General features: G+C 66.4%; 21 protein-coding genes, 3 tRNA genes and 1 pseudogene. 23 read left to right on the top strand and 2 right to left on the bottom strand.

Annotation, left to right across the window (positions count from 1 at the left end; translation table 11 throughout):
* The first annotated feature begins 74 nt into the window (after positions 1 to 74).
* Positions 75 to 416 (top strand): RidA family protein, encoded by a 342-nt coding sequence (locus NVS89_RS00125; protein ID WP_258730414.1) that lies wholly within the window; start codon positions 75 to 77, stop codon positions 414 to 416.
* 107 nt (positions 417 to 523) lie between these two features.
* Here the strand turns inward: NVS89_RS00125 and NVS89_RS00120 are convergent, their stop codons facing one another.
* Together NVS89_RS00120 and NVS89_RS00115 are read right to left on the bottom strand one after the other, a co-directional pair.
* Positions 524 to 2,197 (bottom strand): MFS transporter, encoded by a 1,674-nt coding sequence (locus NVS89_RS00120; RefSeq protein WP_258730413.1) that lies wholly within the window; start codon positions 2,195 to 2,197, stop codon positions 524 to 526.
* A gap of 322 nt (positions 2,198 to 2,519) precedes the next feature.
* Positions 2,520 to 3,362, bottom strand: coding sequence for a TrmH family RNA methyltransferase (locus tag NVS89_RS00115; RefSeq protein ID WP_258730412.1), 843 nt, complete (start codon positions 3,360 to 3,362; stop codon positions 2,520 to 2,522).
* A gap of 236 nt (positions 3,363 to 3,598) precedes the next feature.
* Here NVS89_RS00115 and NVS89_RS00110 point away from each other — a divergent pair.
* The 22 genes and pseudogenes from NVS89_RS00110 to tuf (NVS89_RS00005) form a co-directional block, all read left to right on the top strand.
* Positions 3,599 to 3,683, top strand: a tRNA-Tyr gene (locus NVS89_RS00110).
* Between the two features lie 27 nt (positions 3,684 to 3,710).
* Positions 3,711 to 3,784 (top strand) — tRNA-Gly (locus NVS89_RS00105).
* A 205-nt stretch (positions 3,785 to 3,989) separates the two neighbouring features.
* Positions 3,990 to 5,180, top strand: coding sequence for an elongation factor Tu (gene tuf, locus NVS89_RS00100; RefSeq protein WP_258730411.1), 1,191 nt, complete (start codon positions 3,990 to 3,992; stop codon positions 5,178 to 5,180).
* A gap of 231 nt (positions 5,181 to 5,411) precedes the next feature.
* Positions 5,412 to 5,714, top strand: a complete 303-nt coding sequence (locus NVS89_RS00095; protein ID WP_258730410.1) for a hypothetical protein — start codon at positions 5,412 to 5,414, stop codon at positions 5,712 to 5,714.
* 77 nt (positions 5,715 to 5,791) lie between these two features.
* The gene (locus NVS89_RS00090) at positions 5,792 to 6,076 is read left to right on the top strand and encodes an Ada metal-binding domain-containing protein (RefSeq protein ID WP_258730409.1); all 285 of its coding nucleotides are present in this window, start codon (positions 5,792 to 5,794) and stop codon (positions 6,074 to 6,076) included.
* A 287-nt stretch (positions 6,077 to 6,363) separates the two neighbouring features.
* Positions 6,364 to 6,440, top strand: a tRNA-Trp gene (locus NVS89_RS00085).
* A gap of 176 nt (positions 6,441 to 6,616) precedes the next feature.
* Positions 6,617 to 6,814: a preprotein translocase subunit SecE gene (gene secE, locus NVS89_RS00080; protein ID WP_258730408.1), complete on the top strand. Its 198-nt coding sequence runs from the start codon at positions 6,617 to 6,619 to the stop codon at positions 6,812 to 6,814.
* Positions 6,815 to 6,825: 11 nt separating this feature from the next.
* Complete coding sequence (gene nusG / locus NVS89_RS00075; protein ID WP_258730407.1) at positions 6,826 to 7,356, top strand: transcription termination/antitermination protein NusG; 531 nt, start codon at positions 6,826 to 6,828, stop codon at positions 7,354 to 7,356.
* Between the two features lie 181 nt (positions 7,357 to 7,537).
* Positions 7,538 to 8,152 (top strand): DJ-1/PfpI family protein, encoded by a 615-nt coding sequence (locus NVS89_RS00070; protein ID WP_258730406.1) that lies wholly within the window; start codon positions 7,538 to 7,540, stop codon positions 8,150 to 8,152.
* Between the two features lie 108 nt (positions 8,153 to 8,260).
* Positions 8,261 to 8,602: pseudogene (locus NVS89_RS00065) on the top strand (ribbon-helix-helix domain-containing protein); the annotation flags it as partial.
* A gap of 372 nt (positions 8,603 to 8,974) precedes the next feature.
* The gene (gene rplK, locus NVS89_RS00060; protein ID WP_258730405.1) at positions 8,975 to 9,424 is read left to right on the top strand and encodes a 50S ribosomal protein L11; all 450 of its coding nucleotides are present in this window, start codon (positions 8,975 to 8,977) and stop codon (positions 9,422 to 9,424) included.
* Between the two features lie 4 nt (positions 9,425 to 9,428).
* A complete protein-coding gene (rplA, locus tag NVS89_RS00055) occupies positions 9,429 to 10,130 on the top strand; it encodes a 50S ribosomal protein L1 (RefSeq protein WP_258730404.1) in 702 nt (233 codons plus the stop codon).
* Positions 10,131 to 10,602: 472 nt separating this feature from the next.
* Entirely contained in the window at positions 10,603 to 11,121 is a 519-nt protein-coding gene (rplJ, locus tag NVS89_RS00050; protein ID WP_258730403.1) for a 50S ribosomal protein L10, read from the top strand.
* A gap of 51 nt (positions 11,122 to 11,172) precedes the next feature.
* Positions 11,173 to 11,550 carry a 50S ribosomal protein L7/L12 gene (gene rplL / locus NVS89_RS00045; RefSeq protein ID WP_258730402.1) on the top strand — a complete coding sequence of 126 codons (378 nt, stop codon included), beginning with the start codon at positions 11,173 to 11,175 and terminating at the stop codon, positions 11,548 to 11,550.
* A gap of 257 nt (positions 11,551 to 11,807) precedes the next feature.
* Positions 11,808 to 15,938 (top strand): DNA-directed RNA polymerase subunit beta, encoded by a 4,131-nt coding sequence (gene rpoB / locus NVS89_RS00040; protein ID WP_258730401.1) that lies wholly within the window; start codon positions 11,808 to 11,810, stop codon positions 15,936 to 15,938.
* A 137-nt stretch (positions 15,939 to 16,075) separates the two neighbouring features.
* Positions 16,076 to 20,266, top strand: coding sequence for a DNA-directed RNA polymerase subunit beta' (rpoC, locus tag NVS89_RS00035; RefSeq protein ID WP_258730400.1), 4,191 nt, complete (start codon positions 16,076 to 16,078; stop codon positions 20,264 to 20,266).
* A 243-nt stretch (positions 20,267 to 20,509) separates the two neighbouring features.
* On the top strand, positions 20,510 to 20,806 hold the full coding sequence (locus NVS89_RS00030) for a hypothetical protein (protein ID WP_258730399.1): 297 nt from the start codon (positions 20,510 to 20,512) through the stop codon (positions 20,804 to 20,806).
* A gap of 78 nt (positions 20,807 to 20,884) precedes the next feature.
* Positions 20,885 to 21,097 (top strand): hypothetical protein, encoded by a 213-nt coding sequence (locus NVS89_RS00025; protein WP_258730398.1) that lies wholly within the window; start codon positions 20,885 to 20,887, stop codon positions 21,095 to 21,097.
* A gap of 546 nt (positions 21,098 to 21,643) precedes the next feature.
* On the top strand, positions 21,644 to 22,015 hold the full coding sequence (gene rpsL, locus NVS89_RS00020) for a 30S ribosomal protein S12 (RefSeq protein WP_018390597.1): 372 nt from the start codon (positions 21,644 to 21,646) through the stop codon (positions 22,013 to 22,015).
* Positions 22,016 to 22,026: 11 nt separating this feature from the next.
* Positions 22,027 to 22,497, top strand: coding sequence for a 30S ribosomal protein S7 (gene rpsG, locus NVS89_RS00015; protein ID WP_258730397.1), 471 nt, complete (start codon positions 22,027 to 22,029; stop codon positions 22,495 to 22,497).
* 27 nt (positions 22,498 to 22,524) lie between these two features.
* Positions 22,525 to 24,600 (top strand): elongation factor G, encoded by a 2,076-nt coding sequence (gene fusA, locus NVS89_RS00010; protein ID WP_258730396.1) that lies wholly within the window; start codon positions 22,525 to 22,527, stop codon positions 24,598 to 24,600.
* A 55-nt stretch (positions 24,601 to 24,655) separates the two neighbouring features.
* The coding region (tuf, locus tag NVS89_RS00005; protein ID WP_258730395.1) for an elongation factor Tu at positions 24,656 to 25,605 on the top strand (950 nt) is incomplete at its 3' end.

Raw genomic sequence — 25,605 nt, 5'->3', positions numbered from 1 at the left:
GCTTGCCGTATCCACGGGCCGGCCGGTGCGCATGCGCCGGCCGGCCTTTCCTTTGACGAAGAGGGTTTTTCGCAATGAGCATCAAGCGAATCGAATCCGGCCCGCGCATGAGCCAGGCCGTGGTGCACGGCTCCACCGTGTATCTGGCCGGACAGGTCGCCGCCGGCGACGGCGTGGGCGCGCAGACCAAGGCCGTGCTGGCGCAGATCGACGCGCTGCTGGCGGCCGCCGGCACCGACAAGTCGAAGCTTCTCTCCACCACGATCTACCTCGCCGACATGGCGACCTTCGCGGAGATGAACGCGGCGTGGGAAAGCTGGGTCTCGCCCGGCAACACGCCGGCCCGCGCGACCGTCGAGGCCGCGCTGGCGACGCCGGACTACAAGGTCGAGATCGTCGTCACCGCCGCGATCTGACCGGGTCCGCCCGTCCGCTCCGGACAAAAAGAACGGCCCCGTCGCAGGACGGGGCCGTTTTGTTTTGTTGGAACCAGCCCGCCGCGGAAGGCGGCGGGTCGTAAGGCTCAGTGCCAGTTCTCGAGGTCGCGGTTCTTGGTCTCCGGCAGGAACAGCAGGCCGATGACCACCGTCATGAGGGCGATCACGATCGGGTACCACAGGCCGGAGAAGATGTTGCCCGAGGCCGCCACGATGGCGAAGGCGGTGGGCGGCAGGAAGCCGCCGAACCAGCCATTGCCGATGTGGTAGGGCAGCGACATGCCGGTGTAGCGGATGCGGGTCGGGAACAGTTCGACCAGCAGCGCGGCGATCGGGCCGTACACCATCGTCACGTAGAGGACGAGGATGAAGAGCAGTCCGATGATTGACAGCGCCCGCGGATCCGACAGCACGCCGCCGATGCTCGGCGCCTTCAGGATCGAGGCGTCGCCCGCCGCCGGATAGCCCGCCGCCTGCGCGGCCGCGACGATCGCGGCGCCGGTCTTGTCGGTCTCCGGAATGGTCACCTCGGTGCCGTTGACGGTCGCGGTGACGCCCGAGCCGGGCGCGCCGGGCATCAGCTGGTAGTGCATCGAATTGGTCGCCAGCGTGCGGCGGAACACGTCGCAGGGCCGGGTGAACTGACGCACGCCGACAGGGTCGAACAGCGTGCCGCAGCTCGCGGGATCGGCGGTGATGTCGATCTTCACGTTCTCGGTCGCGGCGATGAGCTTCGGGTTGGCGATGCGGGCGATGTTCTCGAACAGCGGGAAGTAGGTCGCCGCCGCGATCAGGCAGCCCGCGATGAGGATCGGCTTGCGGCCCATCTTGTCCGACAGCCAGCCGAAGAAGATGAAGAACGGCGTGCCGATGAGCAGACTGAAGGCGATGAGCAGGTTCGCCGTCGTGCCGTCGACCTTCAGCGTCTGGGTCAGGAAGAACAGGGCGTAGAACTGGCCCGTGTACCAGACGACCGCCTGGCCGGCGGTGCCACCGAGCAGCGCGATGAGCGCGATCTTGGCGTTGGACCAGCGGCCGAAGGCCTCGGTGAGCGGCGCCTTGGAGCGCAGGCCCTCGGCCTTCATCTTCTGGAACGCCGGCGATTCGTTGAGCTGCAGGCGGATCCAGATCGAGAAGCCGAGCAGGATGATCGACAGCAGGAACGGAATGCGCCAGCCCCAGGCCGCGAAGTCTTCCGGCGACATGGACAGGCGCAGCGTCAGGATGACCAGCAGCGAGAGGAACAGGCCGACCGTCGCCGTGGTCTGGATCCACGAGGTGTAGAAGCCGCGCCGTCCGTGCGGGGCGTGCTCGGCGACATAGGTCGCCGCGCCGCCGTACTCGCCGCCGAGCGCGAGGCCCTGCAGCAGGCGGCAGGCGATGAAGATGACCGGGGCGGCGTAGCCTATCGCCGCGTAGCTCGGCAGCAGTCCGACCAGGAAGGTGGATATGCCCATGAGCGTCATGGTCACGAGGAAGGTGTATTTGCGGCCGATGAGGTCGCCGAGGCGGCCGAACACCAGGGCGCCGAAGGGGCGCACAGCGAAGCCGGCGGCAAATCCGAACAGCACGAAGATGAACTTCGCCGTGTCGTTGGTGCCCGGCACGAAGGTGGCGGCGATGTTGGCCGCCAGCGAACCGGCCAGATAGAAGTCGTACCATTCGAAGACGGTGCCGGCGGAGGAGGCGATGATCACCTTCCTCTCTTCCCCGGTCATCCGTCCCGGCTTCGCGGCAGGAGCCGCCGTTGAGACGCTCATGATCGTTCCCTTCCCCAAAGTTATGTCGCGCAGAAGTCCAGCCGCGCGTCGCACGACGCACGTTTCCCGACGAGCTCCGTCGGGGAGTTCGGCTGTTGGTCTTGGTCGAGTTTGGGAGTTCCTGGGGGAACACCTTACGCTCGGGCTGTTTCCTCCCGGAGACGGCCCGCTCTACCAGCGCCCTTCTCCGGACGACAGGCGCGCGCAATTCTTCGATTCCGTCGCTGCCTTAGAGGAAAGCTTGACGAAAACGCTTCAGCTTGACGATTGGCAATTGGTCGTAACCCGTTCCGCCACCCGTGCCGGGCGGGGAGCCGGGCTCTCAGCGCGCGCGGCCGATGGCGCGGTGGGCGATGTGAAGCGCCAGCACCGCGGCGTTCGAGACGTTAAGGCTGACGATGGCGCCGGGAAGGTCGATCCGCGCCAGCACGTCGCAGGTCTGGCGCGTGAGCTGGCGCAGCCCCTTGCCCTCCGCGCCCAGCACCAGCGCCAGCGGGGCGCGCAGCGCGGTGTCGGTGAGGTCGGCCGCGCCCTCGCTGTCCAGCCCGACCACCTGAACGCCCTGCGCCTTCAGCTCCTCCAGCGCCCGGGCGAGGTTGCCGACGAAGCAAAACGGCACGTGCTCGAGCCCGCCGCTGGCGCTCTTCGCCAGCACCCCGGTGGCGGCGGGGCTGTGGCGGGCGGTGGTGATGATGGCGCCCACCTTCAGCGCCGCGGCCGAGCGCACGATGGCGCCGACATTGTGCGGGTCGGTGATCTGGTCGAGCACCAGCAGGAGATCGTTCTGCGCCGCTTCCTTGAGGCTGAGCGCGGGCAGGGGATCGCATTCGGCGAACAGGCCCTGATGCACCGCGTCGCGGTCGAGCAGCCGGTCGATGGCGCCGGGGCGGACGACCTCGGGCTCGACGGACAGCGGCACCGATTCGTCGTTGAGCCGCTTGAGCGCGTTCTCCGTCGCCATCAGCTTGCGGAAGCGCCGGTGTGGATTGCGCAGCGCCTCGCTGACGCTGTGCCAGCCATAAAGGATGGCGACGTCGTCCGGCCACTCGCCGAAGGGCCGTCCGGCCGGACGCTCGCGCTCGCCATGGCGCCCGCCCGCCCCGCCGGGGCGCGGCGAGGGCGAACGTTGGGGCCGGTGCGGAGGGTGGCGCGGACGATCGATCATGGCGCGCTTCTGTCACGCCCCGGGGCGCTTGGCAATTTGCGCCTGCGCTCCGGCCGGCACCAAGCCGCGCCGTCACCGGGGACAGTGCCGGGTAGCGGGGTTGACAGGGCAGGGGCACCTCACCATAAAGCCGGCCGCACGGGAGATCGCCTTGCGCCTCCCGCGCGGTCCAGCCGGTTCCTCTCGTGGGCGGTTGCGACCAGTCGACGTGTTCAAGTGACTTCTCGAAGTGACTTGGGGGAGTGTCCCGAGCGGCAAAGGGGGCGGACTGTAAATCCGCTGGCTATGCCTTCGTAGGTTCGAGTCCTACCTCCCCCACCACGTCTGCGGCCCCCGTCGGTCGCCTGCGCGGGTGTAGCTCAATGGTAGAGCAACAGCCTTCCAAGCTGATGACGAGGGTTCGATTCCCTTCACCCGCTCCAGTTCTGCCGCGTCCCGGGGGCTGATCCGCGCCTTCCGACTGTCATGCGGCTGTCGTCGCTGCCGTGCTGTGGGACGCGCTTCACCGCGCGCCGCGCATTGTCGCGCCTGCGCTTGTTGTCACGCAGGTCTTGCGGATCGGGCGGAAACCGCCTATCCCACGCCGCGATTTTTCCGGCCCCCGGACGTCGCTGAGGGAAGAGAGTTATGGCCAAAGAGAAGTTCAACCGTTCGAAGCCCCACTGCAACATTGGGACGATTGGCCATGTTGACCATGGCAAGACGTCGCTGACGGCGGCGATCACGAAGGTTCTTGCGGAGACGGGCGGCGCGACGTTCACGGCGTACGACCAGATCGACAAGGCGCCGGAAGAGAAGGCGCGCGGGATCACGATCTCGACGGCGCACGTCGAGTACGAGACCTCGAACCGCCACTACGCGCATGTGGACTGCCCCGGCCACGCGGACTACGTGAAGAACATGATCACGGGCGCGGCGCAGATGGACGGCGCGATCCTGGTGGTGTCGGCGGCGGACGGCCCGATGCCGCAGACCCGCGAGCACATCCTTCTGGCGCGCCAGGTGGGCGTTCCGGCGCTGGTGGTGTTCCTGAACAAGTGCGACATGGTCGACGACGAGGAGCTTCTCGAGCTGGTGGAGCTCGAGGTTCGCGAGCTTCTGTCGAAGTACGACTTCCCGGGCGACGACATCCCGATCATCCGCGGCTCGGCGCTGGTGGCGCTCGAGAACGGGGATCCGGAGCTTGGCGCCAAGGCGGTGCTGAAGCTGATGGAGGCGGTCGACGCCTACATCCCGCAGCCGGAGCGTCCGGTGGACCAGCCGTTCCTGATGCCGATCGAGGACGTGTTCTCGATCTCGGGCCGCGGCACGGTGGTGACGGGTCGCGTGGAGCGCGGCATCGTGAAGGTGGGCGAGGAAGTCGAGATCGTCGGCATCCGCCCGACCACCAAGACCACGGTGACGGGCGTGGAGATGTTCCGCAAGCTTCTGGACCAGGGGCAGGCGGGCGACAACATCGGCGTGCTTCTGCGCGGCACCAAGCGTGAGGACGTGGAGCGCGGCCAGGTCGTGTGCAAGCCGGGTTCGGTGAAGCCGCACACCAAGTTCAAGGCCGAGGCGTACATCCTGACCAAGGAGGAGGGCGGGCGCCACACGCCGTTCTTCACCAACTACCGTCCGCAGTTCTACTTCCGCACGACGGACGTGACGGGCGTGGTGACGCTTCCCGAGGGCACCGAGATGGTGATGCCGGGCGACAACATCTCGGTCGACGTCCATCTGATCGTTCCGATCGCGATGGAAGAGAAGCTGCGCTTCGCCATCCGCGAGGGCGGCCGCACCGTCGGTGCCGGCGTCGTCGCCGCCATCATCGAGTGATCGAGAGGGACGCGCGAGCCGCGTCCCTTCCGGCGCCGCCCGCGGGCGGGCAGGGCCGGTCCTCGTCGAGAGAATCGGAAAGGGAGCGCCTCTCGCGCTCCCTTTTTCTTTGCGCGGCTACTCCAGCGTGGCGAATGGCGTGAAGCCGTGTGTTCGCGTGCAGACGGCGGAATACACGCAATAGTTGTTTTGCACTTGAGCGCGCGCCGGTTTGAGGCAACGCTGGCGGTCATGCTTCGTGACGTGCTTCGCCCGATCGGCTTGTGCCTCGCCTGTCTCGCGCTGCTGCTGCCGATACCCGCCGCCAGCGCGGGGTGTCCCGAACGGCCGCCCTGCAAGGGGTGCGGCTGCCGGGGCGGGCCGGGCTATCGTGGCCCGGACGGGCGATGCGTCGGCTTCAAGAACCTGACCCGCGTCTGCGGCACGCCGCCGACCACGCGCTGCCGTTTCGAGAACGCGCCCGGCACCGGCCTCAACCGCGACTGCGTGCTGGGTAAGGAGGCGACTGGTGCGAAGGACACCGGCCCGGACTGAGTCGCGCCGGCAAGCGTGTGCTTTGCGAACCCGCCGTTTCGCCCGATCCTGCCGGGCAGGGGAAACGTGGGGCAAAGATGGGCAAGATGTTCAAGCTGATGGGGGCCGACCGGCGCGTCTATGAAAGCGCCGTTCCGGGGACCTATGGCGGCCATCGCCAGACCAAGGTGTATGGCCGGCTCGACTGTGCAGCGGCGCTGCGGGCGCTCGCGCGCGGGGGCTATGTGCCGCACCGGGTCTTCTTCGCCGACGAGGCGACGGCGATCGCGGCCGGCTTTCGGCCCTGCGCGGTCTGCCTGCCGCAGGACTATCGCCGCTGGCGCGATGCCCGTGATGCGGAGAAGGGCGCGGCACGGCGCTGAACGGATGGTCACGGCGCCGTCCGCCGACAAGGCGAATCGCGAGTGCCGCCTCCGGCCGCATCGAGGGCGCACCTCAATGCTCCGCGCGCGGGCACGAAGCGGGCGTGAAGGGCGTTGCGCGGGGCGGGGAGGGGCGAGATGGCGTTCCCGGTACGGGTCCTCTTTACAGGCGGCGCGCGTACCACTACACACACGCGGCCGATGCGCCGGACCGGTTTTCGCGGGTCGCGGCGCGATCGTCGTCCGAAGCCGGCGAGCGTCCGTCTCCCGCCTCGGGACGCCGGTCTAGGAGTGTAGCTCAACTGGTTAGAGCACCGGTCTCCAAAACCGGGGGTTGGGGGTTCGAGTCCCTCCACTCCTGCCATCCATTCCGCAGGATGGCAGGCGAAACGCAGACGTCCTTTGACGCGAGGCGGTTTGGCGGGCTATACGCCCGCATCGTGCGCGTGGACGGAAGAGGATGCGAAAGCCTTCCGGCCGCCGCACGGGTTTCCGCAGCTGCGTGATCCTTTCGCGCAACAGAGGCATTTCGAGACGAGCATGGCGAAGACGAACCCGGTCGAGTTCTTTCAGCAGGTCCGCGCCGAAGCGCGCAAGGTGACCTGGCCGACCCGTCGCGAGACGCTGATCACCACCGCCATGGTTTTCGTCATGGTCGTGCTGGCCTCGCTGTTCTTCCTGGTCGCGGATCAGATCCTGAGCTTCGTGATCGGCCAGATCCTCCAGATCGGGCGTTGAGGAGACACGCGATGCCGATGCGCTGGTACATCGTCCACGCCTATTCGAACTTCGAGAAGAAGGTCGCCGACTCCATCAAGGAGCAGGCCGGCCAGCGTGGTCTTTCCGACCTGTTCGAGCAGGTGCTGGTTCCGACCGAGAAGGTCGTCGAGGTGCGCCGCGGCCGCAAGGTCGACGCCGAGCGCAAGTTCTTCCCGGGCTACGTGCTGGTGAAGATGGACCTCACCGACGAGGCCTTCCACCTCATCAAGAACACGCCGAAGGTCACGGGCTTCCTCGGCGCCGACAACAAGCCGATGCCGATCTCCGAGAAGGAGGCCATGCGCATCCTTCAGCAGGTGCAGGAAGGCATCGAGCGGCCCAAGCCCTCCGTCACCTTCGAGGTCGGCGAGACGGTCAAGGTGGCGGACGGCCCCTTCGCCTCGTTCAACGGCATCGTCGAGGAAGTGGACGACGCCCGCTCGCGCCTCAAGGTCGCGGTGTCGATCTTCGGCCGCGCCACGCCGGTGGAACTCGAATACGGCCAGGTCGAGAAGACCTGACCGGCAGGGCGAAAGCTTCGGAATGCAGGCATGAAGGCGCGGGCAGGGTCCGCGCCTTTTTCGTTTCGTCGGGCGGCCATCGCATCGGGCCGTCGCGGCGCGTTAGCGGGTTAACACCCGTGCCCGGAACGCCCGGCCTATCCTTCCTCCGCCAACAAGGCCGGACATGGGAGGATATGAGATGGCCGCCAAGCGCATCCTGATGGTCGTCGGCGACTACGTCGAGGACTACGAGCTGATGGTGCCGTTCCAGGCGCTGCTCGCCGTCGGCCATACGGTGCATGCCGTGTGCCCGGACAAAAAGGCGGGCGATACGGTCACCACCGCGATCCATGATTTCGAGGGCCAACAGACCTATTCCGAGAAGCGCGGGCACAATTTCGCGCTCAACGCGACCTTCGCCGAGGTCGACCCGGCGCGCTACGACGCGCTGGTGATTCCGGGCGGGCGGGCGCCGGAATATCTGCGGATGAACGCCCGCGCGATCGAGATCGTCCAGCACTTCTTTGCCGCCGACAAGCCGGTCGCCGCCATCTGCCACGGCGCCCAGCTCCTCGCCGGGGCGCGGGTGCTGGAAGGGCGGACCTGCTCGGCCTATCCCGCCTGCCGGGCCGAGGTGGAGCTCGCCGGCGGCACCTATGCCGACATCGCCATCGACGCCGCGGTGACGGACGGCAACCTCGTCAGCGCCCCCGCCTGGCCGGCGCATCCGGCCTGGATCGGCCAGTTCCTCGCCGTGCTCGGCACCTCGCTCGTCCATGGCGAGGTGAACACCGCCACGCGCAAGGCAGCCTGAGCCTCCCCGCGTCGCCGGCACCGGGAGGCTCCGGTGCCGGTTCGCGGGCCCACCGATAGGGGCTATGATGCGGGCGGGGCCGTCCGCCCCGCAGCCAGGGAGGGCGCCATGTGCAAGCTCTTCGTCGAGGCCGATCCGCGCCTGTGGCAGACGCGCCTCAAATCCGTGCGCATGCACGGCTTCTCGACCAGCGTGCGGCTGGAGAACCTCTATTGGCAGGTGCTGGAGGAGATCGCCCGGCGCGACGGCATGAGCCTGCCGCAGCTCCTCTCCCGACTGCACGAGGAGCTGACCTTCGCCCACGGGCAGGTGGAGAACTTCGCCTCCTTCCTGCGGGTATGCTGCGGGCGCTACCTCGCCCTGCAGGTCGAGGGCGACGTGCCGCGCGACCTCGGAACGCCGATCCGCAGCCTCGACGCCGATGCGATTCTCGCGCGCGAGGCGCGCCGTTCGCGCCGGCAGGAGGGGGCGGCGCCGGACGACGTTCGCCGTGAAGGGGCCAGCCGTGAGGGCGTCCGGCACGAAGGCACCCGCCGCGAAGGCGTCCGGCGGGAAGGCTTGCCGTCGATCGCCTGAATCCCCATCTGAAGACGCTCCCCGCCGCAGGCCAATTCGCGGCAGGGACTTTCCATTCCGCCCGAATTGCTGTATGGCGGCGGCCGCATCCCCGGATGCATCCATACGCGGGAGGCGTGTCCGGTTCGCCAGCCGGAACGAAGCACGCCGCTACCGCGATCCTCAATATGCGCCGCCCGCGACCCGCCGTCGCGTCGGCGTGCTTTGGCGTTTGCGACCGGCAGTCGCGACGTCGAGGAGTCCCCCATGGCGAAAAAGATCACCGGCTACGTGAAGCTGCAGGTGCCGGCCGGCTCGGCGAATCCCGCCCCGCCGATCGGTCCCGCGCTCGGCCAGCGCGGCCTCAACATCATGGAGTTCTGCAAGGCGTTCAACGCGCAGACCGCCCAGATGGAAAAGGGCATGCCCATCCCGGTTCTGATCACCGCGTATCAGGACCGTTCCTTCACCTTCGAGCTGAAGACCCCGCCGGTCTCCTACTTCCTGAAGAAGGCCGCCGGCCTCGACACCAAGAAGAAGCCCGGCTCGGGCTCCAAGACCCCGGGCAAGGGCGGCTTCGTCGGCAAGGTCTCGCAGGAGCAGATGCGCGAGATCGCCGAAAAGAAGATGAAGGACCTCAACTGCGAGACCGTCGAAGCGGCGGTTCGCATGATCGAGGGCTCCGCCCGTTCGATGGGCCTCCAGGTGGTGGGTTGAGCTGATGGCCAAGATCTCCAAGCGTATGCGTGCCGTCCGCGAGGGCGTCGATCCCGTGAAGCTGTACGGCCTCGATGAGGCGATCGCCATTCTCAAGGAGAAGGCGACCGCCAAGTTCGACGAGACCGTCGAGGTGGCGCTGAATCTCGGCGTCGATCCCCGCCACGCCGACCAGATGGTCCGCGGCGTGTGCCAGCTCCCGAACGGCTCGGGCCGCACGGTGCGCGTCGCCGTGTTCGCGCGCGGCGCCAAGGCCGACGAGGCCAAGGCGGCGGGTGCCGACATCGTCGGCGCCGAGGACCTGCTCGAGACCGTCCAGGGCGGCACGATCGACTTCGATCGCTGCATCGCCACGCCGGACATGATGCCGCTGGTCGGCCGCCTCGGTAAGGTGCTGGGCCCGCGCGGCCTGATGCCGAACCCGAAGGTCGGCACCGTGACCATGGACGTGAAGGGCGCGGTCGAGGCCGCCAAGGGCGGCGCCGTCGAGTTCCGCGTCGAGAAGGCCGGCATCATCCACGCCGGCATCGGCAAGATCTCGTTCTCGACCGACAAGCTCGCCGAGAACATCCGCGCCTTCGCCGACGCGGTGGTCCGGGCCAAGCCGACCGGCGCCAAGGGCACCTATGTCCAGCGCATCGCCGTGTCCTCGACCATGGGCCCCGGCCTGAAGATCGAGCCGGCTTCGGTGCTGACCGCGAACTGAGCGGCCCTGCGCGGCCCGCCTTTGCGGGTCGCGGCGCCGTGAACTTAAAGGGGTGGATTTGTCAAGTCCCGGGTGCTATCAGGGGTGACAAATCCCAATCGACCCTCTATATGGGCGGTTTCGCTCTCGACTCCGGTCGAGCGCGGAGCTGATGAGATTCGAGGCTTTCGCCCGCGTAAAACCGGGTGGAGAGGCCGGTAGGGCTCGCCCTGCCGGCCAAAGTCCTGTCCGAGACTGCCGGTGCCTCCCTTCGGGGTGGCTTAATCCCGCTCCGGGGCCAGCATAGACGGGGTACGACCGTAGTGCAGGGTTCCGGCGTGCCGGAACTTGGATTTCGGCTCGAACCAGCGCCTTGGCCGGTTTTCCGGTCCCAAGGGGACAGGATGCTAACCGTCACCTCCCGCTCGCGGGAGGGGGCAAGGCGCAAACCAGGCGGGGAAGTCCTCTTCCTCGCCACCGGAGAGCAAGTGAAGTGGATCGAGCACAAAAAGAAGAGCTCGTCACGTCGCTCGGCGAGGTGTTCAAGAGCACCTCTGTCGTCGTCGTGGCCCACTATTCCGGACTCACCGTCGCCCAGATGTCGGCCCTGCGCCGGCAGATGCGGGCGTCCGGTGCGACCGTGAAGGTGGCCAAGAACCGCCTCGCCAAGATCGCTCTCGAAGGATCGGACGTCGCGCACGTCGCGTCCCTGCTGAAGGGGCCGACCATCATCGCTTATTCGAGCGATCCCGTTGCGGCTCCGAAGGTTGCCGTCGACTTCGCCAAGGCGAACGACAAGTTCGTCATCCTTGGCGGGGCCTTCGGCAAGACGGCCCTGGATGTGGATGGTGTGAAGGCTCTGGCCACCATGCCGTCCCTCGATGAACTGCGTGCGAAGCTGGTTGGCCTCATCCAGGCCCCGGCGACCAAGATCGCCCAGCTCAGCACCGCGCCGGCGGCGAAGCTCGCCCGCGTGTTCGGGGCCTACAGCCGCGAGAACGAAGCCGCGTGAGGCTTTACCGGTAAATTCTGGTTCGAACCGAAATCCAAGGACTTAAGTAAAATGGCTGATCTGTCGAAGCTCGTTGACGAGCTTTCCAACCTGACCGTTCTCGAGGCCGCCGAGCTCGCGAAGCTCCTCGAGGAGAAGTGGGGCGTCTCCGCCGCGGCCGCCGTGGCCGTGGCCGCCGCTCCGGCCGGCGGCGCTGCCGCTCCGGCCGCCGAGGAGCAGACCGAGTTCACCGTTGTCCTGGCCGCGGCCGGCGACAAGAAGATCGAGGTCATCAAGGAAGTCCGCGCCATCACCGGCCTGGGCCTCAAGGAAGCCAAGGACCTCGTCGAGGGTGCGCCCAAGCCCGTCAAGGAAGGCGTTGCCAAGGACGAGGCCGAGAAGCTCAAGGGCCAGCTCGAGAAGGCCGGCGCCAAGGTCGAGCTCAAGTGAGCCTCTGACGATTTCGGGGCCGCCGGTACGCCGGCGGCCTCTGCCGTCGGCTTGCCGGCGGCGATGAAGGGAAGCGCGACGGCTTCCCCGGCGATCCCCGAGCGGGATCTCCAGGCGAGCCGTCGGCGCGGAGCAGGGCGGGGAGCGGCATGCCGCATCCTCGTCGGATTGTTCCGGCAGCATGCGTCTCGCTGCGCGAGGGGTTCGCCCTCGTGTGGTGCGGCGCGGACGGGTACTCGGACGGAGCGAGGAGCGACATGGCGCAGACGTTCACCGGTCGTAAGCGGGTCCGCAAGTTTTTCGGCAAGATCAAGGAAGTCGCAGAGATGCCGAACCTCATCGAGGTTCAGAAGGCGTCCTACGACCAGTTCCTGCAGATCGACGAGCCGAAGGGCGGTCGCGCGGACGACGGCATTCAGGCGGTTTTCAAGTCGGTTTTCCCGATCTCGGACTTTTCGGGCGCGGCCATGCTCGAATTCGTTCGCTACGAGTTCGAGCCGCCGAAATATGACGTGGATGAGTGCCGCCAGCGCGGCATGACCTTCGCCGCGCCGCTGAAGGTGACCCTCCGCCTCATCGTGTTCGATGTCGATCCCGATTCCGGCTCCCGGTCCGTCAAGGACATCAAGGAGCAGGACGTCTACATGGGCGACATCCCGCTCATGACGTCGAACGGCACCTTCATCGTGAACGGCACCGAGCGCGTCATCGTCTCGCAGATGCACCGTTCCCCGGGCGTGTTCTTCGACCACGACAAGGGCAAGACGCACTCCTCGGGCAAGCTGCTGTTCGCCGCCCGCATCATCCCGTATCGCGGTTCCTGGCTCGACATCGAGTTCGACGCCAAGGACATCGTGTATGCGCGCATCGACCGCCGCCGCAAGATTCCGGTGACGAGCCTGCTGTTCGCCCTCGGCCTCGACGGCGAGGAGATCCTCAACACCTTCTACGACACCATCTCCTTCACCCGCGCCGCGGGCGGATGGCGCATGCCGTTCGATCCCAAGCGCATGAAGGGCTACAAGGCCGTCGCCGACCTGGTCGACGCCGACACCGGCGAGATCGTGATCGAGGCCGGCAAGAAGGTGACGGTCCGCCAGGCCCGCCTGCTGGCCGAGAAGGGCCTGAAGGCGCTCAAGATCTCCGACGAGGAGATGATCGGCCAGTACGTGGCCCAGGATCTGGTGAATCCCCAGAACGGCGAGATCTACGTCGAAGCCGGCGAGGAAGTCACCGAGAAGATGCTGAAGCAGCTCGAGGAGCTCGGCTATGACGAGCTGCCGATCCTCGACATCGACCATGTGAACATCGGCGCCTACATCCGCAACACGCTGGCGATCGACAAGAACGTCACGCGCGAGGACGCGCTGTTCGACATCTACCGCGTGATGCGCCCGGGCGAGCCGCCCACGCTCGATTCCGCGCAGGCGATGTTCCACTCGCTGTTTTTCGATTCCGAGCGCTACGACCTCTCGGCCGTCGGCCGCGTGAAGATGAACATGCGCCTCGACCTCGACGCCGAGGACACGGTGCGCGTGCTGCGCCGCGAGGACATCCTCGCGGTCATCAAGACGCTGGTCGAGCTGCGCGACGGCAAGGGCGAGATCGACGACATCGACCACCTCGGCAACCGCCGTGTGCGTTCGGTCGGCGAGCTCATGGAGAACCAGTACCGGGTCGGTCTGCTCCGCATGGAGCGCGCCATCAAGGAGCGCATGTCGTCCGTCGACATCGACACCGTGATGCCGCAGGACCTGATCAACGCCAAGCCTGTGGCGGCGGCGGTGCGCGAGTTCTTCGGCTCCTCGCAGCTCTCGCAGTTCATGGACCAGACCAACCCGCTCTCGGAGATCACCCACAAGCGTCGTCTCTCGGCGCTTGGCCCGGGCGGTCTGACCCGCGAGCGTGCCGGCTTCGAGGTGCGCGACGTGCACCCGACGCATTACGGCCGCATCTGCCCGATCGAGACGCCGGAAGGCCCGAACATCGGCCTGATCAACTCGCTGGCGACCTTCGCCCGCGTGAACAAGTACGGCTTCATCGAGGCGCCCTACCGGCGCGTGAAGGACAGCCAGGTCCAGGACGAGGTGGTCTATCTCTCCGCCATGGAGGAGGGGAAGTACTACGTCGCGCAGGCCAACATCCCGCTCGACGCGGAAGGCCGCTTCACCGAGGACCTGATCGTCTGCCGCCACGCCGGCGACGTGCTGCTGGTCACGCCGGACCGCGTCGACTTCATGGACGTGTCGCCGAAGCAGCTCGTGTCGGTCGCCGCGGCGCTGATCCCGTTCCTCGAGAACGACGACGCCAACCGCGCGCTGATGGGCTCGAACATGCAGCGCCAGGCGGTGCCGCTGGTCCGCGCCGATGCGCCGTTCGTCGGCACCGGCATGGAGAGCGTGGTCGCCCGTGATTCGGGCGCGGCCATCGGCGCTCGCCGTACCGGCATCGTCGACCAGGTGGACGCGACCCGTATCGTCATCCGCGCGACGGAAGAGAACGATCCGTCGAAGTCGGGCGTCGACATCTACCGGCTGCAGAAGTTCCAGCGTTCGAACCAGTCGACCTGCATCAACCAGCGTCCGCTGGTGCGCGTGGGCGACTGGGTCAAGAAGGGCGACATCATCGCCGACGGTCCCTCGACCGATCTCGGCGACCTGGCGCTCGGCCGGAACATCCTCGTCGCGTTCATGCCGTGGAACGGCTACAACTTCGAGGACTCGATCCTGCTGTCCGAGAACATCTCGAAGGGCGACATCTTCTCGTCGATCCACATCGAGGAGTTCGAAGTGATGGCCCGCGACACCAAGCTGGGTCCGGAGGAAATCACGCGCGACATTCCGAACGTGTCGGAAGAGGCGCTGAAGAACCTGGACGAGGCGGGCATCGTCTATATCGGTGCCGAGGTGCAGGCCGGCGACATCCTCTGCGGCAAGATCACGCCGAAGGGCGAGAGCCCGATGACGCCGGAGGAGAAGCTCCTCCGCGCCATCTTCGGCGAGAAGGCCGCCGACGTGCGCGACACCTCGCTGCGCGTCCCGCCGGGCGTTACTGGCACCATCGTCGAAGTGCGCGTGTTCAATCGCCACGGCGTCGACAAGGACGAGCGTGCGCAGGCCATCGAGCGCGAGGAGATCGAGCGTCTCGCCAAGGACCGCGACGACGAGCAGGCGATCCTCGACCGCAACGTGTTCGGCCGCATCGCCGAGATGCTGGACGGCAAGACCGGCGTCGCCGGCCCCAAGGGCTTCAAGAAGGATACGGTGCTCAGCCGCACGGTGCTGGCCGACTATCCGCGCAGCCAGTGGTGGCAGTTCGCGGTGGCGGACGACCAGCTCATGAGCGAGCTGGAGGCGATCCGCAACCAGTACGACGAGTCCAAGAAGCGTCTCGAGCAGCGCTTCCTCGACAAGGTCGAGAAGCTGCAGCGCGGCGACGAGCTGCCGCCCGGCGTGATGAAGATGGTCAAGGTCTTCATCGCCGTGAAGCGCAAGATCCAGCCGGGCGACAAGATGGCCGGCCGGCACGGCAACAAGGGCGTGGTCTCGCGCATCGTCCCGGTCGAGGACATGCCGTTCCTTGAGGACGGTACCCCGGTCGACATGGTGCTCAACCCGCTCGGCGTGCCGAGCCGCATGAATGTTGGGCAGATCCTGGAGACGCATCTGGGCTGGGCCTGCGCGGGCCTCGGCCGGGTGATCGACCGGGCGATCGAGAGCTATCGAGCGACCCATGACGTTGCCCCGCTGAAGGACGCGTTCGGCAAGATCTACGGTGATGACGAGACCATCGAGTCCCTGGACGAGGATGGGCTGGTCGAGCTGGGATCGAACCTGCGGCGCGGCGTGCCCATCGCCACCCCGGTGTTCGACGGTGCGCGCGAAGGCGACATCGAGCGGATGCTGGATCTGGCCGGGCTGGACAAGTCGGCGCAGTCGACGCTGTTCGACGGGCGCACCGGCGAGCAGTTCGACCGCAAGGTGACCGTCGGCTACATCTACATGCTGAAGCTGCACCACCTGGTGGACGACAAGATCCACGCGCGCTCGATCGGCCCGTACTCGCTCGTCACCCAGCAGCCGCTGGGCGGCAAGGCGCAGTTCGGCGGCCAGCGCTTCGGCGAGATGGAGGTGTGGGCGCTCGAGGCCTACGGTGCCGCCTACACGCTGCAGGAGATGCTGACCGTGAAGTCGGACGACGTGGCCGGCCGCACCAAGGTCTACGAGGCCATCGTGCGCGGCGACGACACCTTCGAGGCGGGCATTCCCGAGAGCTTCAACGTGCTCGTGAAGGAAATGCGCTCTCTGGGTCTGAACGTGGAGCTGATGAACTCCAAGACCCACAGCCCGGTGCCCGGCGCCGGAGAGAGCCTGCCGGCGGCCGAATGACCGATTGACCCGAGGACGCGGGAGCCCCTGACGGCACCCGCGTCCTCCGACCGCGTCCTACGCGTCCCAGATCAGACTTTTCAGCGACCCAGGCGACCCGCGGCGGCGGGGGCAGGGTCCAGCCGAAGGAGACGGCGATGAATCAAGAGGTCATGAATCTCTTCAATCCGGCCACGCCGGCGCCGACTTTCGATCAGATCAAGATCTCGATCGCGAGTCCGGAGAAAATCCTGTCGTGGTCCTTCGGCGAGATCAAGAAGCCGGAGACGATCAACTACCGGACGTTCAAGCCCGAGCGCGACGGCCTGTTCTGCGCGCGCATCTTCGGGCCGATCAAGGACTACGAGTGCTTGTGCGGCAAGTACAAGCGCATGAAGTACAAGGGCATCATCTGCGAGAAGTGCGGCGTCGAGGTCACCCTCTCGCGCGTGCGCCGCGAGCGCATGGGCCATATCGAGCTGGCCGCCCCGGTCGCGCACATCTGGTTCCTGAAGTCGCTGCCGAGCCGCATCGGCCTGCTGCTCGACATGACGCTCAAGGACCTCGAGCGTATCCTGTACTTCGAATATTACTGCGTCATCGAGCCGGGCCTCACCCCGCTGAAGGAGCGTCAGCTCCTCTCGGAAGAGGACTATCTGCGGGCGCAGGAGGAGTACGGCGAGGATTCGTTCACCGCGCTGATCGGCGCGGAGGCGATCCGCGAGCTGCTGCGCGGCATGGATCTCGAGAAGATCGCCGGCAACCTGCGCAAGGAGATCGCCGAGGCGACCACCGAGCTCAAGCCGAAGAAGCTCGCCAAGCGGCTGAAGATCGTCGAGGCGTTCCAGCTCTCCGGCAACAAGCCGGAGTGGATGATCCTGACCCATGTCCCGGTCATCCCGCCGGACCTGCGTCCGCTGGTGCCGCTCGACGGCGGCCGCTTCGCGACCTCGGACCTGAACGACCTGTACCGCCGCGTCATCAACCGTAACAACCGCCTGAAGCGGCTGATCGAGCTGAAGGCGCCGGACATCATCATCCGCAACGAGAAGCGCATGCTTCAGGAGGCGGTCGATGCGCTGTTCGACAACGGCCGGCGCGGCCGCGTCATCACGGGTGCCAACAAGCGCCCGCTGAAGTCGCTCGCCGACATGCTGAAGGGCAAGCAGGGCCGGTTCCGCCAGAACCTGCTCGGCAAGCGCGTCGACTATTCCGGCCGTTCGGTTATCGTGGTCGGTCCCGAGCTCAAGCTGCACCAGTGCGGCCTGCCGAAGAAGATGGCGCTCGAGCTGTTCAAGCCCTTCATCTATTCGCGTCTCGACGCGAAGGGCCTGTCCGCGACCGTGAAGCAGGCGAAGAAGCTGGTCGAGAAGGAGCGTCCCGAGGTGTGGGACATTCTCGACGAGGTGATCCGCGAGCATCCGGTGATGCTGAACCGCGCGCCGACGCTGCACCGTCTGGGCATCCAGGCGTTCGAGCCGGTGCTGATCGAGGGCAAGGCGATCCAGCTTCACCCGCTGGTCTGCGCCGCCTTCAACGCGGACTTCGACGGCGACCAGATGGCGGTGCACGTGCCGCTGTCGATCGAGGCGCAGCTCGAAGCGCGCGTGCTGATGATGTCGACCAACAACATCCTGCACCCGGCCAACGGCGCCCCGATCATCGTCCCCTCGCAGGACATCGTGCTCGGCCTCTACTACCTCACCATGATGCGCGACAACGAGCCCGGCGAGGGCATGGCGTTCGCGAATATGGGCGAGATCGACCACGCGCTGGCGAACAAGGTCATCACCCTGCACACCAAGGTGAAGGGCCGCTACATCGGCGTGGACGAGGACGGCAACGAGGTCTCGAAGGTCTATGAGACCACGCCCGGCCGCATGAAGCTCGGCGAACTGCTGCCGAGGAACGCGAAGACTTCCTTCGAGGTCGTCAACAAGTTGATGACCAAGAAGGAAATCTCGAACATGATCGACACCGTCTACCGCCATTGCGGTCAGAAGGAGACGGTCATCTTCTGCGACCGCATCATGTCGCTCGGTTTTTACAACGCCTTCCGCGCCGGCATCTCCTTCGGCAAGGACGACATGGTCGTCCCGTCGAAGAAGTGGAACATGGTCGAGGAGACCCGCGCGCTCACGAAGGAATACGAGCAGCAGTACAATGACGGCCTGATCACCCAGGGCGAAAAGTACAACAAGGTCGTCGACGCGTGGGGCAAGTGCTCGGCGCGCCTCGCCGACGAGATGATGGCCGAGATTTCGGCGGTGAAGACCGACCCCGATACGGGCAGGGCGAAGCCGATCAACTCGATCTACATGATGGCCCATTCGGGCGCCCGCGGTTCGCGCGAGCAGATGCGCCAGCTCGCCGCCATGCGCGGCCTGATGGCCAAGCCCTCGGGCGAGATCATCGAGACGCCGATCATCTCGAACTTCAAGGAAGGCCTCTCGGTTCTCGAGTACTTCAACTCGACCCACGGCGCCCGAAAGGGCCTTGCGGACACCGCGCTGAAGACCGCGAACTCGGGCTACCTCACCCGCCGCCTGGTGGACGTGGCGCAGGACAGCATCATCACGGTGCGTGACTGCGGCACGACCAACGGCATCGCCATGCGTGCCATCGTCGACGCCGGCCAGATCGTCGCGACGCTGGGCTCGCGCGTGCTCGGCCGCACCACGGCGGAGGACGTGATCGAGGGCGGCACCGGCAACGTCCTGGTCGCCGCGGGCCAGATGATCGACGAGGCCGATGTCGAGCGCATCACCAAGGCCGGCGTGCAGGAGATCAAGATCCGCTCCGTGCTGACCTGCGAAGCCAAGAACGGCGTCTGCGGCACCTGCTACGGCCGCGACCTCGCGCGTGGTACGCCGGTCAACATCGGCGAGGCGGTCGGCGTCATCGCGGCGCAGTCGATCGGCGAGCCGGGCACCCAGCTCACCATGCGCACCTTCCACATCGGCGGTGCGGCGCAGCTCTCCGAGCAGTCCTTCATCGAAGCCAGCTTCGAGGGCACGGTGAAGATCCGCAACCGCAACGTGGTGCGGAACTCGGAAGGCGAGCTGATCGCGATGAGCCGCAACCTCTCGGTCCTGATCGTCGATCAGGACGGCAGCGAGAAGGCGGCGCACCGCATCCAGTTCGGCGCCAAGCTGAAGGTGGACGAGGGCGACGCGATCAAGCGCGGCCAGCGCATCGCCGAGTGGGACCCCTACACCCGCCCGATCCTGACCGAGGTTCAGGGTACGGTGGGCTTCGAGGACCTGGTCGAAGGTGCGTCCATGACCGAGACGGTCGACGAGTCGACCGGCATCGCCAAGCGCCTCGTGATCGACTGGCGTACGGGCCGCGGCTCGGAGCTGCGTCCGGCGATCGTCATCCGCGGCGAGGACGGCAAGGTGCTGAAGCTGCCGCGCGGCGGTGACGCCCGCTACACGCTGCCGGTCGACGCGATCCTGTCCTGCGACCCGGGCTCGCCGATCAAGGCCGGCGACGTCCTGGCGCGCGTGCCGATGGAAAGCGCCAAGACCCGCGACATCACGGGCGGTCTGCCGCGCGTGGCGGAGCTGTTCGAGGCGCGTCGTCCGAAGGATGCGGCGATCATCGCCGAGATCGCGGGCACCATCCGCTTCGGCAAGGACTACAAGAACAAGCGCCGCCTCTCCATCGAGCCGCAGGACTCGACGGACTCGCCGGCCGAGTACCTGATCCCGAAGGGCAAGCACATCCACCTGCAGGATGGCGACCTCGTCGAGAAGGGCGACTTCATCGTCGACGGCAACCCCGCTCCGCACGACATCCTGGCGATCAAGGGCGTCGAGGAACTCGCCGCCTATCTGGTCAACGAGATCCAGGAGGTCTACCGGCTCCAGGGCGTGCTCATCAACGACAAGCACATCGAGGTGATCGTCCGCCAGATGCTGCAGAAGGTCGAGATCGACGACGCCGGCGACAGCGATCTGCTCACCAACGAGCAGGTCGACGCCTCCGAGCTGAACGAGATGAACGAGGTGCTGCTGGCGGAAGGCAAGAAGCCCGCCTCCGGCCACCCGGTCCTGCTCGGCATCACCAAGGCGAGCCTGCAGACCCGGTCCTTCATCTCCGCCGCCTCCTTCCAGGAGACGACGCGGGTGCTGACCGAGGCGGCGGTCAACGGCAAGTCCGACGACCTCGCCGGCCTGAAGGAGAACGTGATCGTCGGTCGCCTGATCCCGGCCGGTACCGGCGCGCAGATGTCGAAGCTGCGCGTCACCGCCACCACCCGCGACGACCTGATCGCGGCGCAGAACGAGCAGGACAACGCTGCCTCCGACGTGCCGCAGATCGAAGGCCCCGCCGCCGCCGAGTGACCGGCGCCGCCGAGCCGAAAAATCGAGGGGCCGCTCCGCAGGGAGCGGCCCTTTTTCGTTCCGGACCGGCTGAAACTACCGCGCGCCGGTCTACCGGATGAAAGACGACATTAAACAATCCGGCGTAACCACGGATCATGCAGGCGGCGGAACGATCTTTCGCCGCGTGATCATCCAGGCGGAGCGTCCGCGAAGGCGGAAATTTGCGGATGGCGCTCCCGCGGACAGTTCTGGGGGAACACGATGACGGCGACGATCGTCAAAGGTGATGGCTGGCTGCGCACGCTCGGCTTCGGCTCGTCCACGGCGTCCTACGAAATCACGGTACGACGGTCGGGCGCGGACGAGGCGGCGTCCTCGGCGGACGGTGTCCTGACGGCGGAAGTCGGCACGATGGTGGAGGCGCGCCACGCGCGCCGCGCCGTGCTCGTCCTCGAGGATGGGCGCTCCGTCGGCATCGATATCGGCGACCTGACAGCGTCCGGCCTCGCCTTCACGATTCGTGCGGATTCGCATCGTTCCATCGACATCTTCCTCTAGCGCAAATCGGCCTTAACGGCTTATAGATGCACCAGAACTGCCCGATGGGGATGGGCAGGACGTCGACGAGGAGCGGCGGTGCAGAGAACGGAGCAGACGGCGCGGGAGATCTGTCTCCTCGATCTGAAGGCGAAGGGCTTCGACGATCAGGAGGCGAGCGACTTAGTGGATCGATTCTGGCCTGTTCTGGCCAATGAGATCCGGGAAGGGATCATCGACGGGGCATGGCCGTTCTCGGCCAAGGAGATCGAGGTCCTGAGCGAGGAGTACCGAAATCTCCTCGAACGTTGAAGACGCAGCACCGGCGCGCCGGATTCGGCGGGCCCGTGCCGAAAGCCACGCCCGCGATCCGGGTCGCGCGCCCGGACTATCCGGCTTACTTTGTTGCGTGCCGGCCCCCGCGGGCGGAATCTAATGTCCTCAACCGCTCGCACGCCGCCGTGAGCCGCCAAATTGCAGCTTCGGGCTTGACGGAACGCGAGTCGGCGCGTAGAAGGCGCCTACTTTCACGGCAGGCAGGTCGGAATTGACGCGTTAGGACACCTTGTCCAGACGGATAGTTCCGAGACGCTGCTGGGACGCAAGCGAGACCACATCCGGCGCAAGATCGCGCACCAAGGGGCGAAAGCCCAGGCGTGATCCTCTGAACGTGCAGCGCCCTCGGCCAGGTTCTGGCCGGCGGCGCTTCTTTCGTTCGCTAGGTGCCCCGGAAGCCGGCTGGACCGGCGGTCAGGCGATGAGTTCCTGCCAGTCGAGAGTTCAATGCGGTTGCGGCCGCGGAATTGGGTTAGCGCGGGACGCTTGCGTCCTTGGCGCAGCGAGACGAAGGCGAGAGACGTGCCGACGATCAACCAGCTGATCCGCAAGCCGCGGGAAGCCCAGAAGGCCCGGAACAAGGTTCCGGCACTCCAGGCCAGCCCGCAGAAGCGCGGCGTTTGCACCCGCGTCTACACCACGACCCCGAAGAAGCCGAACTCGGCGCTTCGTAAGGTCGCCAAGGTTCGTTTGACCAATGGCTACGAAGTCATCGGTTACATCCCTGGCGAAGGTCACAACCTTCAGGAGCACTCCGTGGTCATGATCCGCGGCGGCCGCGTGAAGGACCTTCCGGGCGTGCGCTACCACATCCTGCGTGGCGTGCTCGATACCCAGGGCGTCAAGAATCGTAAGCAGCGCCGTTCGAAGTACGGCGCCAAGCGGCCGAAGTGAGGATCTGAGCGATGTCCCGTCGTCACCGTGCAGAGCGCCGCGAAGTTACCCCCGATCCCAAGTTCGGGAGCGAGGTGCTGAGCCGCTTCATGAACGCCGTCATGTATGACGGCAAGAAGTCGGTCGCCGAGAAGATCGTCTACGGCGCGCTCGACCTCGTCGAGAACCGTGCCAAGTCCGAGCCGCTCGGCGTGTTCACGCAGGCGCTGGACAATGTCAGCCCGGCCATCGAGGTGCGCTCCCGCCGCGTCGGCGGCGCCACCTACCAGGTGCCGGTCGAGGTTCGCCCCGAGCGCCGTCAGGCGCTGGCGATCCGCTGGCTGATCATCGCTGCGCGTGCCCGCAACGAGAAGACCATGGTCGAGCGTCTGTCGGGCGAGCTGCTCGACGCCTCGAACAATCGCGGCACGGCCGTGAAGAAACGTGAAGACACCCACCGCATGGCGGAGGCGAACCGCGCCTTCTCTCACTACCGCTGGTGATGACGAGAGCCGGGACGAGGATCTGATATGTCGCGCACGCACGCTATCGAGGACTACCGCAACTTCGGCATCATGGCCCACATCGATGCCGGCAAGACCACGACCACGGAGCGGATCCTCTTTTATACCGGCAAGAGCCACAAGATCGGCGAAGTCCATGACGGCGCCGCCACCATGGACTGGATGACCCAGGAGCAGGAGCGCGGCATCACGATCACGTCGGCCGCGACGACCGCTTTCTGGCAGGGCAAGCGCCTGAACATCATCGACACCCCCGGCCACGTGGACTTCACCATTGAGGTGGAGCGCTCGCTGCGCGTGCTCGACGGCGCGGTGTGCGTGCTCGACGGCAACCAGGGCGTGGAGCCGCAGACCGAGACGGTGTGGCGCCAGGCGGACAAGTACAACGTGCCGCGCATCGTGTTCGTCAACAAGATGGACAAGATCGGCGCCGACTTCTTCCGCTGCGTCGAGATGATCATCGACCGCGTCGCCGGCAAGCCGGTGTGCTGCCAGCTCCCGATCGGTTCCGAGAACAACTTCAAGGGCGTGATCGACCTGATCCGCATGAAGGCTGTCGTGTGGGACAATGAGGAGCTCGGCGCGAAGTATCACGACGAGGAAATCCCGGCGGAACTCGCCGACCAGGCCGCCGAGTATCGCGGCAAGCTGGTCGAGGCGGCCGTCGAGCTCGACGATGACGCGCTGACCAACTACCTCGAGGGCGTCGAGCCCGACGAGGCGACGCTGAAGGGCCTGATCCGCAAGGCGGTGATCGGTCGCGTGTTCAACCCCGTGTTCTGCGGCTCGGCCTTCAAGAACAAGGGCGTGCAGCCGCTCCTCGACGCGGTCGTCGACTTCCTGCCGAGCCCGATCGATCGCGGCGCGATCAAGGGCATCGACTTCAACACCGAGGAAGAGACCGACCGCAAGCCGTCCGATGCGGAGCCGGCCTCCGTGCTCGCGTTCAAGATCATGGACGACCCGTTCGTCGGCACGATCACCTTCTGCCGCGTCTACTCGGGCAAGATCGAGACGGGCCAGGGCCTGCTGAACTCCACCCGCGACAAGCGCGAGCGCGTCGGCCGCATGCTGCTGATGCACGCGAACAATCGTGAGGACATCAAGGAAGCTTATGCGGGCGACATCGTCGCTCTCGCGGGCCTCAAGGAAGTGCGCACCGGCGACACGCTGTGCGACCCGGTGAAGCCGGTGATCCTCGAGAAGATGGAGTTCCCCGAGCCGGTCATCGAGATCGCGATCGAGCCGAAGTCCAAGGCCGACCAGGAGAAGCTCGGCATCGCGCTCTCCAAGCTCGCCGCCGAGGACCCGTCCTTCCGCGTGTCGACCGACCACGAGAGCGGCCAGACCATCCTCAAGGGCATGGGCGAACTGCACCTCGACATCAAGGTCGACATCCTGAAGCGCACCTACAAGGTCGACGCCAACATCGGCGCCCCTCAGGTGGCCTATCGCGAGACGATCACCCGCAAGACCGAAGTCGACTACACCCACAAGAAGCAGACCGGTGGTACCGGCCAGTTCGCGCGGGTGAAGTTCGTGGTCGAGCCGAACGAAGTCGGCAAGGGCTTCGAGTTCGAGAGCGCGATCGTCGGCGGCGCGGTGCCGAAGGAGTACATCCCCGGCGTCCAGAAGGGCCTCGAGAGCGTCATGGGCGCGGGCGTGCTCGCCGGCTTCCCGGTGGTGGACGTCAAGGTCACCCTGATCGACGGCGCCTTCCACGAGGTCGACTCGTCGGCTCTCGCCTTCGAAATCGCGTCGCGTGCGGCGTTCCGGGAGGCCCTGCAGAAGGGCGGTCCGGTGTTGCTCGAGCCGATCATGAAGGTCGAGGTGGTGACGCCGGAAGACTACACGGGTTCGGTGATCGGCGACCTCAACTCCCGCCGTGGCCAGATCCAGGGCCAGGACATGCGCGGCAATGCGAACGTCATCAATGCGATGGTGCCGCTCGCGAACATGTTCGGCTACGTCAATACGCTGCGTTCCTTCAGCCAGGGCCGCGCGACCTTCACCATGCAGTTCGACCACTACGAACAGGTGCCGTCGAACGTCGCTCAGGAGGTTCAGGCGAAGTACGCCTGAGCCTTTCACTGAGCGAAGTCATAACAACATCGAATACTGACCGACGGAGAGCCCCGTGGCCAAAGAGAAGTTCAACCGTTCGAAGCCCCACTGCAACATTGGGACGATTGGCCATGTTGACCATGGCAAGACGTCGCTGACGGCGGCGATCACGAAGGTTCTTGCGGAGACGGGCGGCGCGACGTTCACGGCGTACGACCAGATCGACAAGGCGCCGGAAGAGAAGGCGCGCGGGATCACGATCTCGACGGCGCACGTCGAGTACGAGACCTCGAACCGCCACTACGCGCATGTGGACTGCCCCGGCCACGCGGACTACGTGAAGAACATGATCACGGGCGCGGCGCAGATGGACGGCGCGATCCTGGTGGTGTCGGCGGCGGACGGCCCGATGCCGCAGACCCGCGAGCACATCCTTCTGGCGCGCCAGGTGGGCGTTCCGGCGCTGGTGGTGTTCCTGAACAAGTGCGACATGGTCGACGACGAGGAGCTTCTCGAGCTGGTGGAGCTCGAGGTTCGCGAGCTTCTGTCGAAGTACGACTTCCCGGGCGACGACATCCCGATCATCCGCGGCTCGGCGCTGGTGGCGCTCGAGAACGGGGATCCGGAGCTTGGCGCCAAGGCGGTGCTGAAGCTGATGGAGGCGGTCGACGCCTACATCCCGCAGCCGGAGCGTCCGGTGGACCAGCCGTTCCTGATGCCGATCGAGGACGTGTTCTCGATCTCGGGCCGCGGCACGGTGGTGACGGGTCGCGTGGAGCGCGGCATCGTGAAGGTGGGCGAGGAAGTCGAGATCGTCGGCATCCGCCCGACCACCAAGACCACGGTGACGGGCGTGGAGATGTTCCGCAAGCTTCTGGACCAGGGGCAGGCGGGCGACAACATCGGCGTGCTTCTGCGCGGCACCAAGCGTGAGGACGTGGAGCGCGGCCAGGTCGTGTGCAAGCCGGGTTCGGTGAAGCCGCACACCAAGTTCAAGGCCGAGGCGTACATCCTGACCAAGGA

This window comes from Ancylobacter mangrovi (assembly GCF_024752355.1).
In the GTDB taxonomy this organism is placed as follows: Bacteria; Pseudomonadota; Alphaproteobacteria; order Rhizobiales; family Xanthobacteraceae; genus Ancylobacter; species Ancylobacter mangrovi.
Note: the sequence above shows the minus strand (reverse complement) of the source record. Positions and strands in the feature narration are given on the sequence as shown.

Excerpts from the sequence above, each read along its gene's own strand:
- tuf (WP_258730411.1), top strand. The coding sequence starts at position 3,990 with ATGGCCAAAGAGAAGTTCAACCGTTCGAAGCCCCACTGCAACATTGGG.
- NVS89_RS00070 (WP_258730406.1), top strand. The coding sequence starts at position 7,538 with ATGGCCGCCAAGCGCATCCTGATGGTCGTCGGCGACTACGTCGAGGAC.
- fusA (WP_258730396.1), top strand. The coding sequence starts at position 22,525 with ATGTCGCGCACGCACGCTATCGAGGACTACCGCAACTTCGGCATCATG.
- rplL (WP_258730402.1), top strand. The coding sequence starts at position 11,173 with ATGGCTGATCTGTCGAAGCTCGTTGACGAGCTTTCCAACCTGACCGTT.
- nusG (WP_258730407.1), top strand. The coding sequence starts at position 6,826 with ATGCCGATGCGCTGGTACATCGTCCACGCCTATTCGAACTTCGAGAAG.
- rplK (WP_258730405.1), top strand. The coding sequence starts at position 8,975 with ATGGCGAAAAAGATCACCGGCTACGTGAAGCTGCAGGTGCCGGCCGGC.
- rpoB (WP_258730401.1), top strand. The coding sequence starts at position 11,808 with ATGGCGCAGACGTTCACCGGTCGTAAGCGGGTCCGCAAGTTTTTCGGC.
- secE (WP_258730408.1), top strand. The coding sequence starts at position 6,617 with ATGGCGAAGACGAACCCGGTCGAGTTCTTTCAGCAGGTCCGCGCCGAA.
- NVS89_RS00090 (WP_258730409.1), top strand. The coding sequence starts at position 5,792 with ATGGGCAAGATGTTCAAGCTGATGGGGGCCGACCGGCGCGTCTATGAA.
- NVS89_RS00115 (WP_258730412.1), bottom strand. The coding sequence starts at position 3,362 with ATGATCGATCGTCCGCGCCACCCTCCGCACCGGCCCCAACGTTCGCCC.
- NVS89_RS00120 (WP_258730413.1), bottom strand. The coding sequence starts at position 2,197 with ATGAGCGTCTCAACGGCGGCTCCTGCCGCGAAGCCGGGACGGATGACC.
- NVS89_RS00125 (WP_258730414.1), top strand. The coding sequence starts at position 75 with ATGAGCATCAAGCGAATCGAATCCGGCCCGCGCATGAGCCAGGCCGTG.
- NVS89_RS00030 (WP_258730399.1), top strand. The coding sequence starts at position 20,510 with ATGACGGCGACGATCGTCAAAGGTGATGGCTGGCTGCGCACGCTCGGC.
- rpoC (WP_258730400.1), top strand. The coding sequence starts at position 16,076 with ATGAATCAAGAGGTCATGAATCTCTTCAATCCGGCCACGCCGGCGCCG.
- NVS89_RS00095 (WP_258730410.1), top strand. The coding sequence starts at position 5,412 with ATGCTTCGTGACGTGCTTCGCCCGATCGGCTTGTGCCTCGCCTGTCTC.
- rpsG (WP_258730397.1), top strand. The coding sequence starts at position 22,027 with ATGTCCCGTCGTCACCGTGCAGAGCGCCGCGAAGTTACCCCCGATCCC.
- rplA (WP_258730404.1), top strand. The coding sequence starts at position 9,429 with ATGGCCAAGATCTCCAAGCGTATGCGTGCCGTCCGCGAGGGCGTCGAT.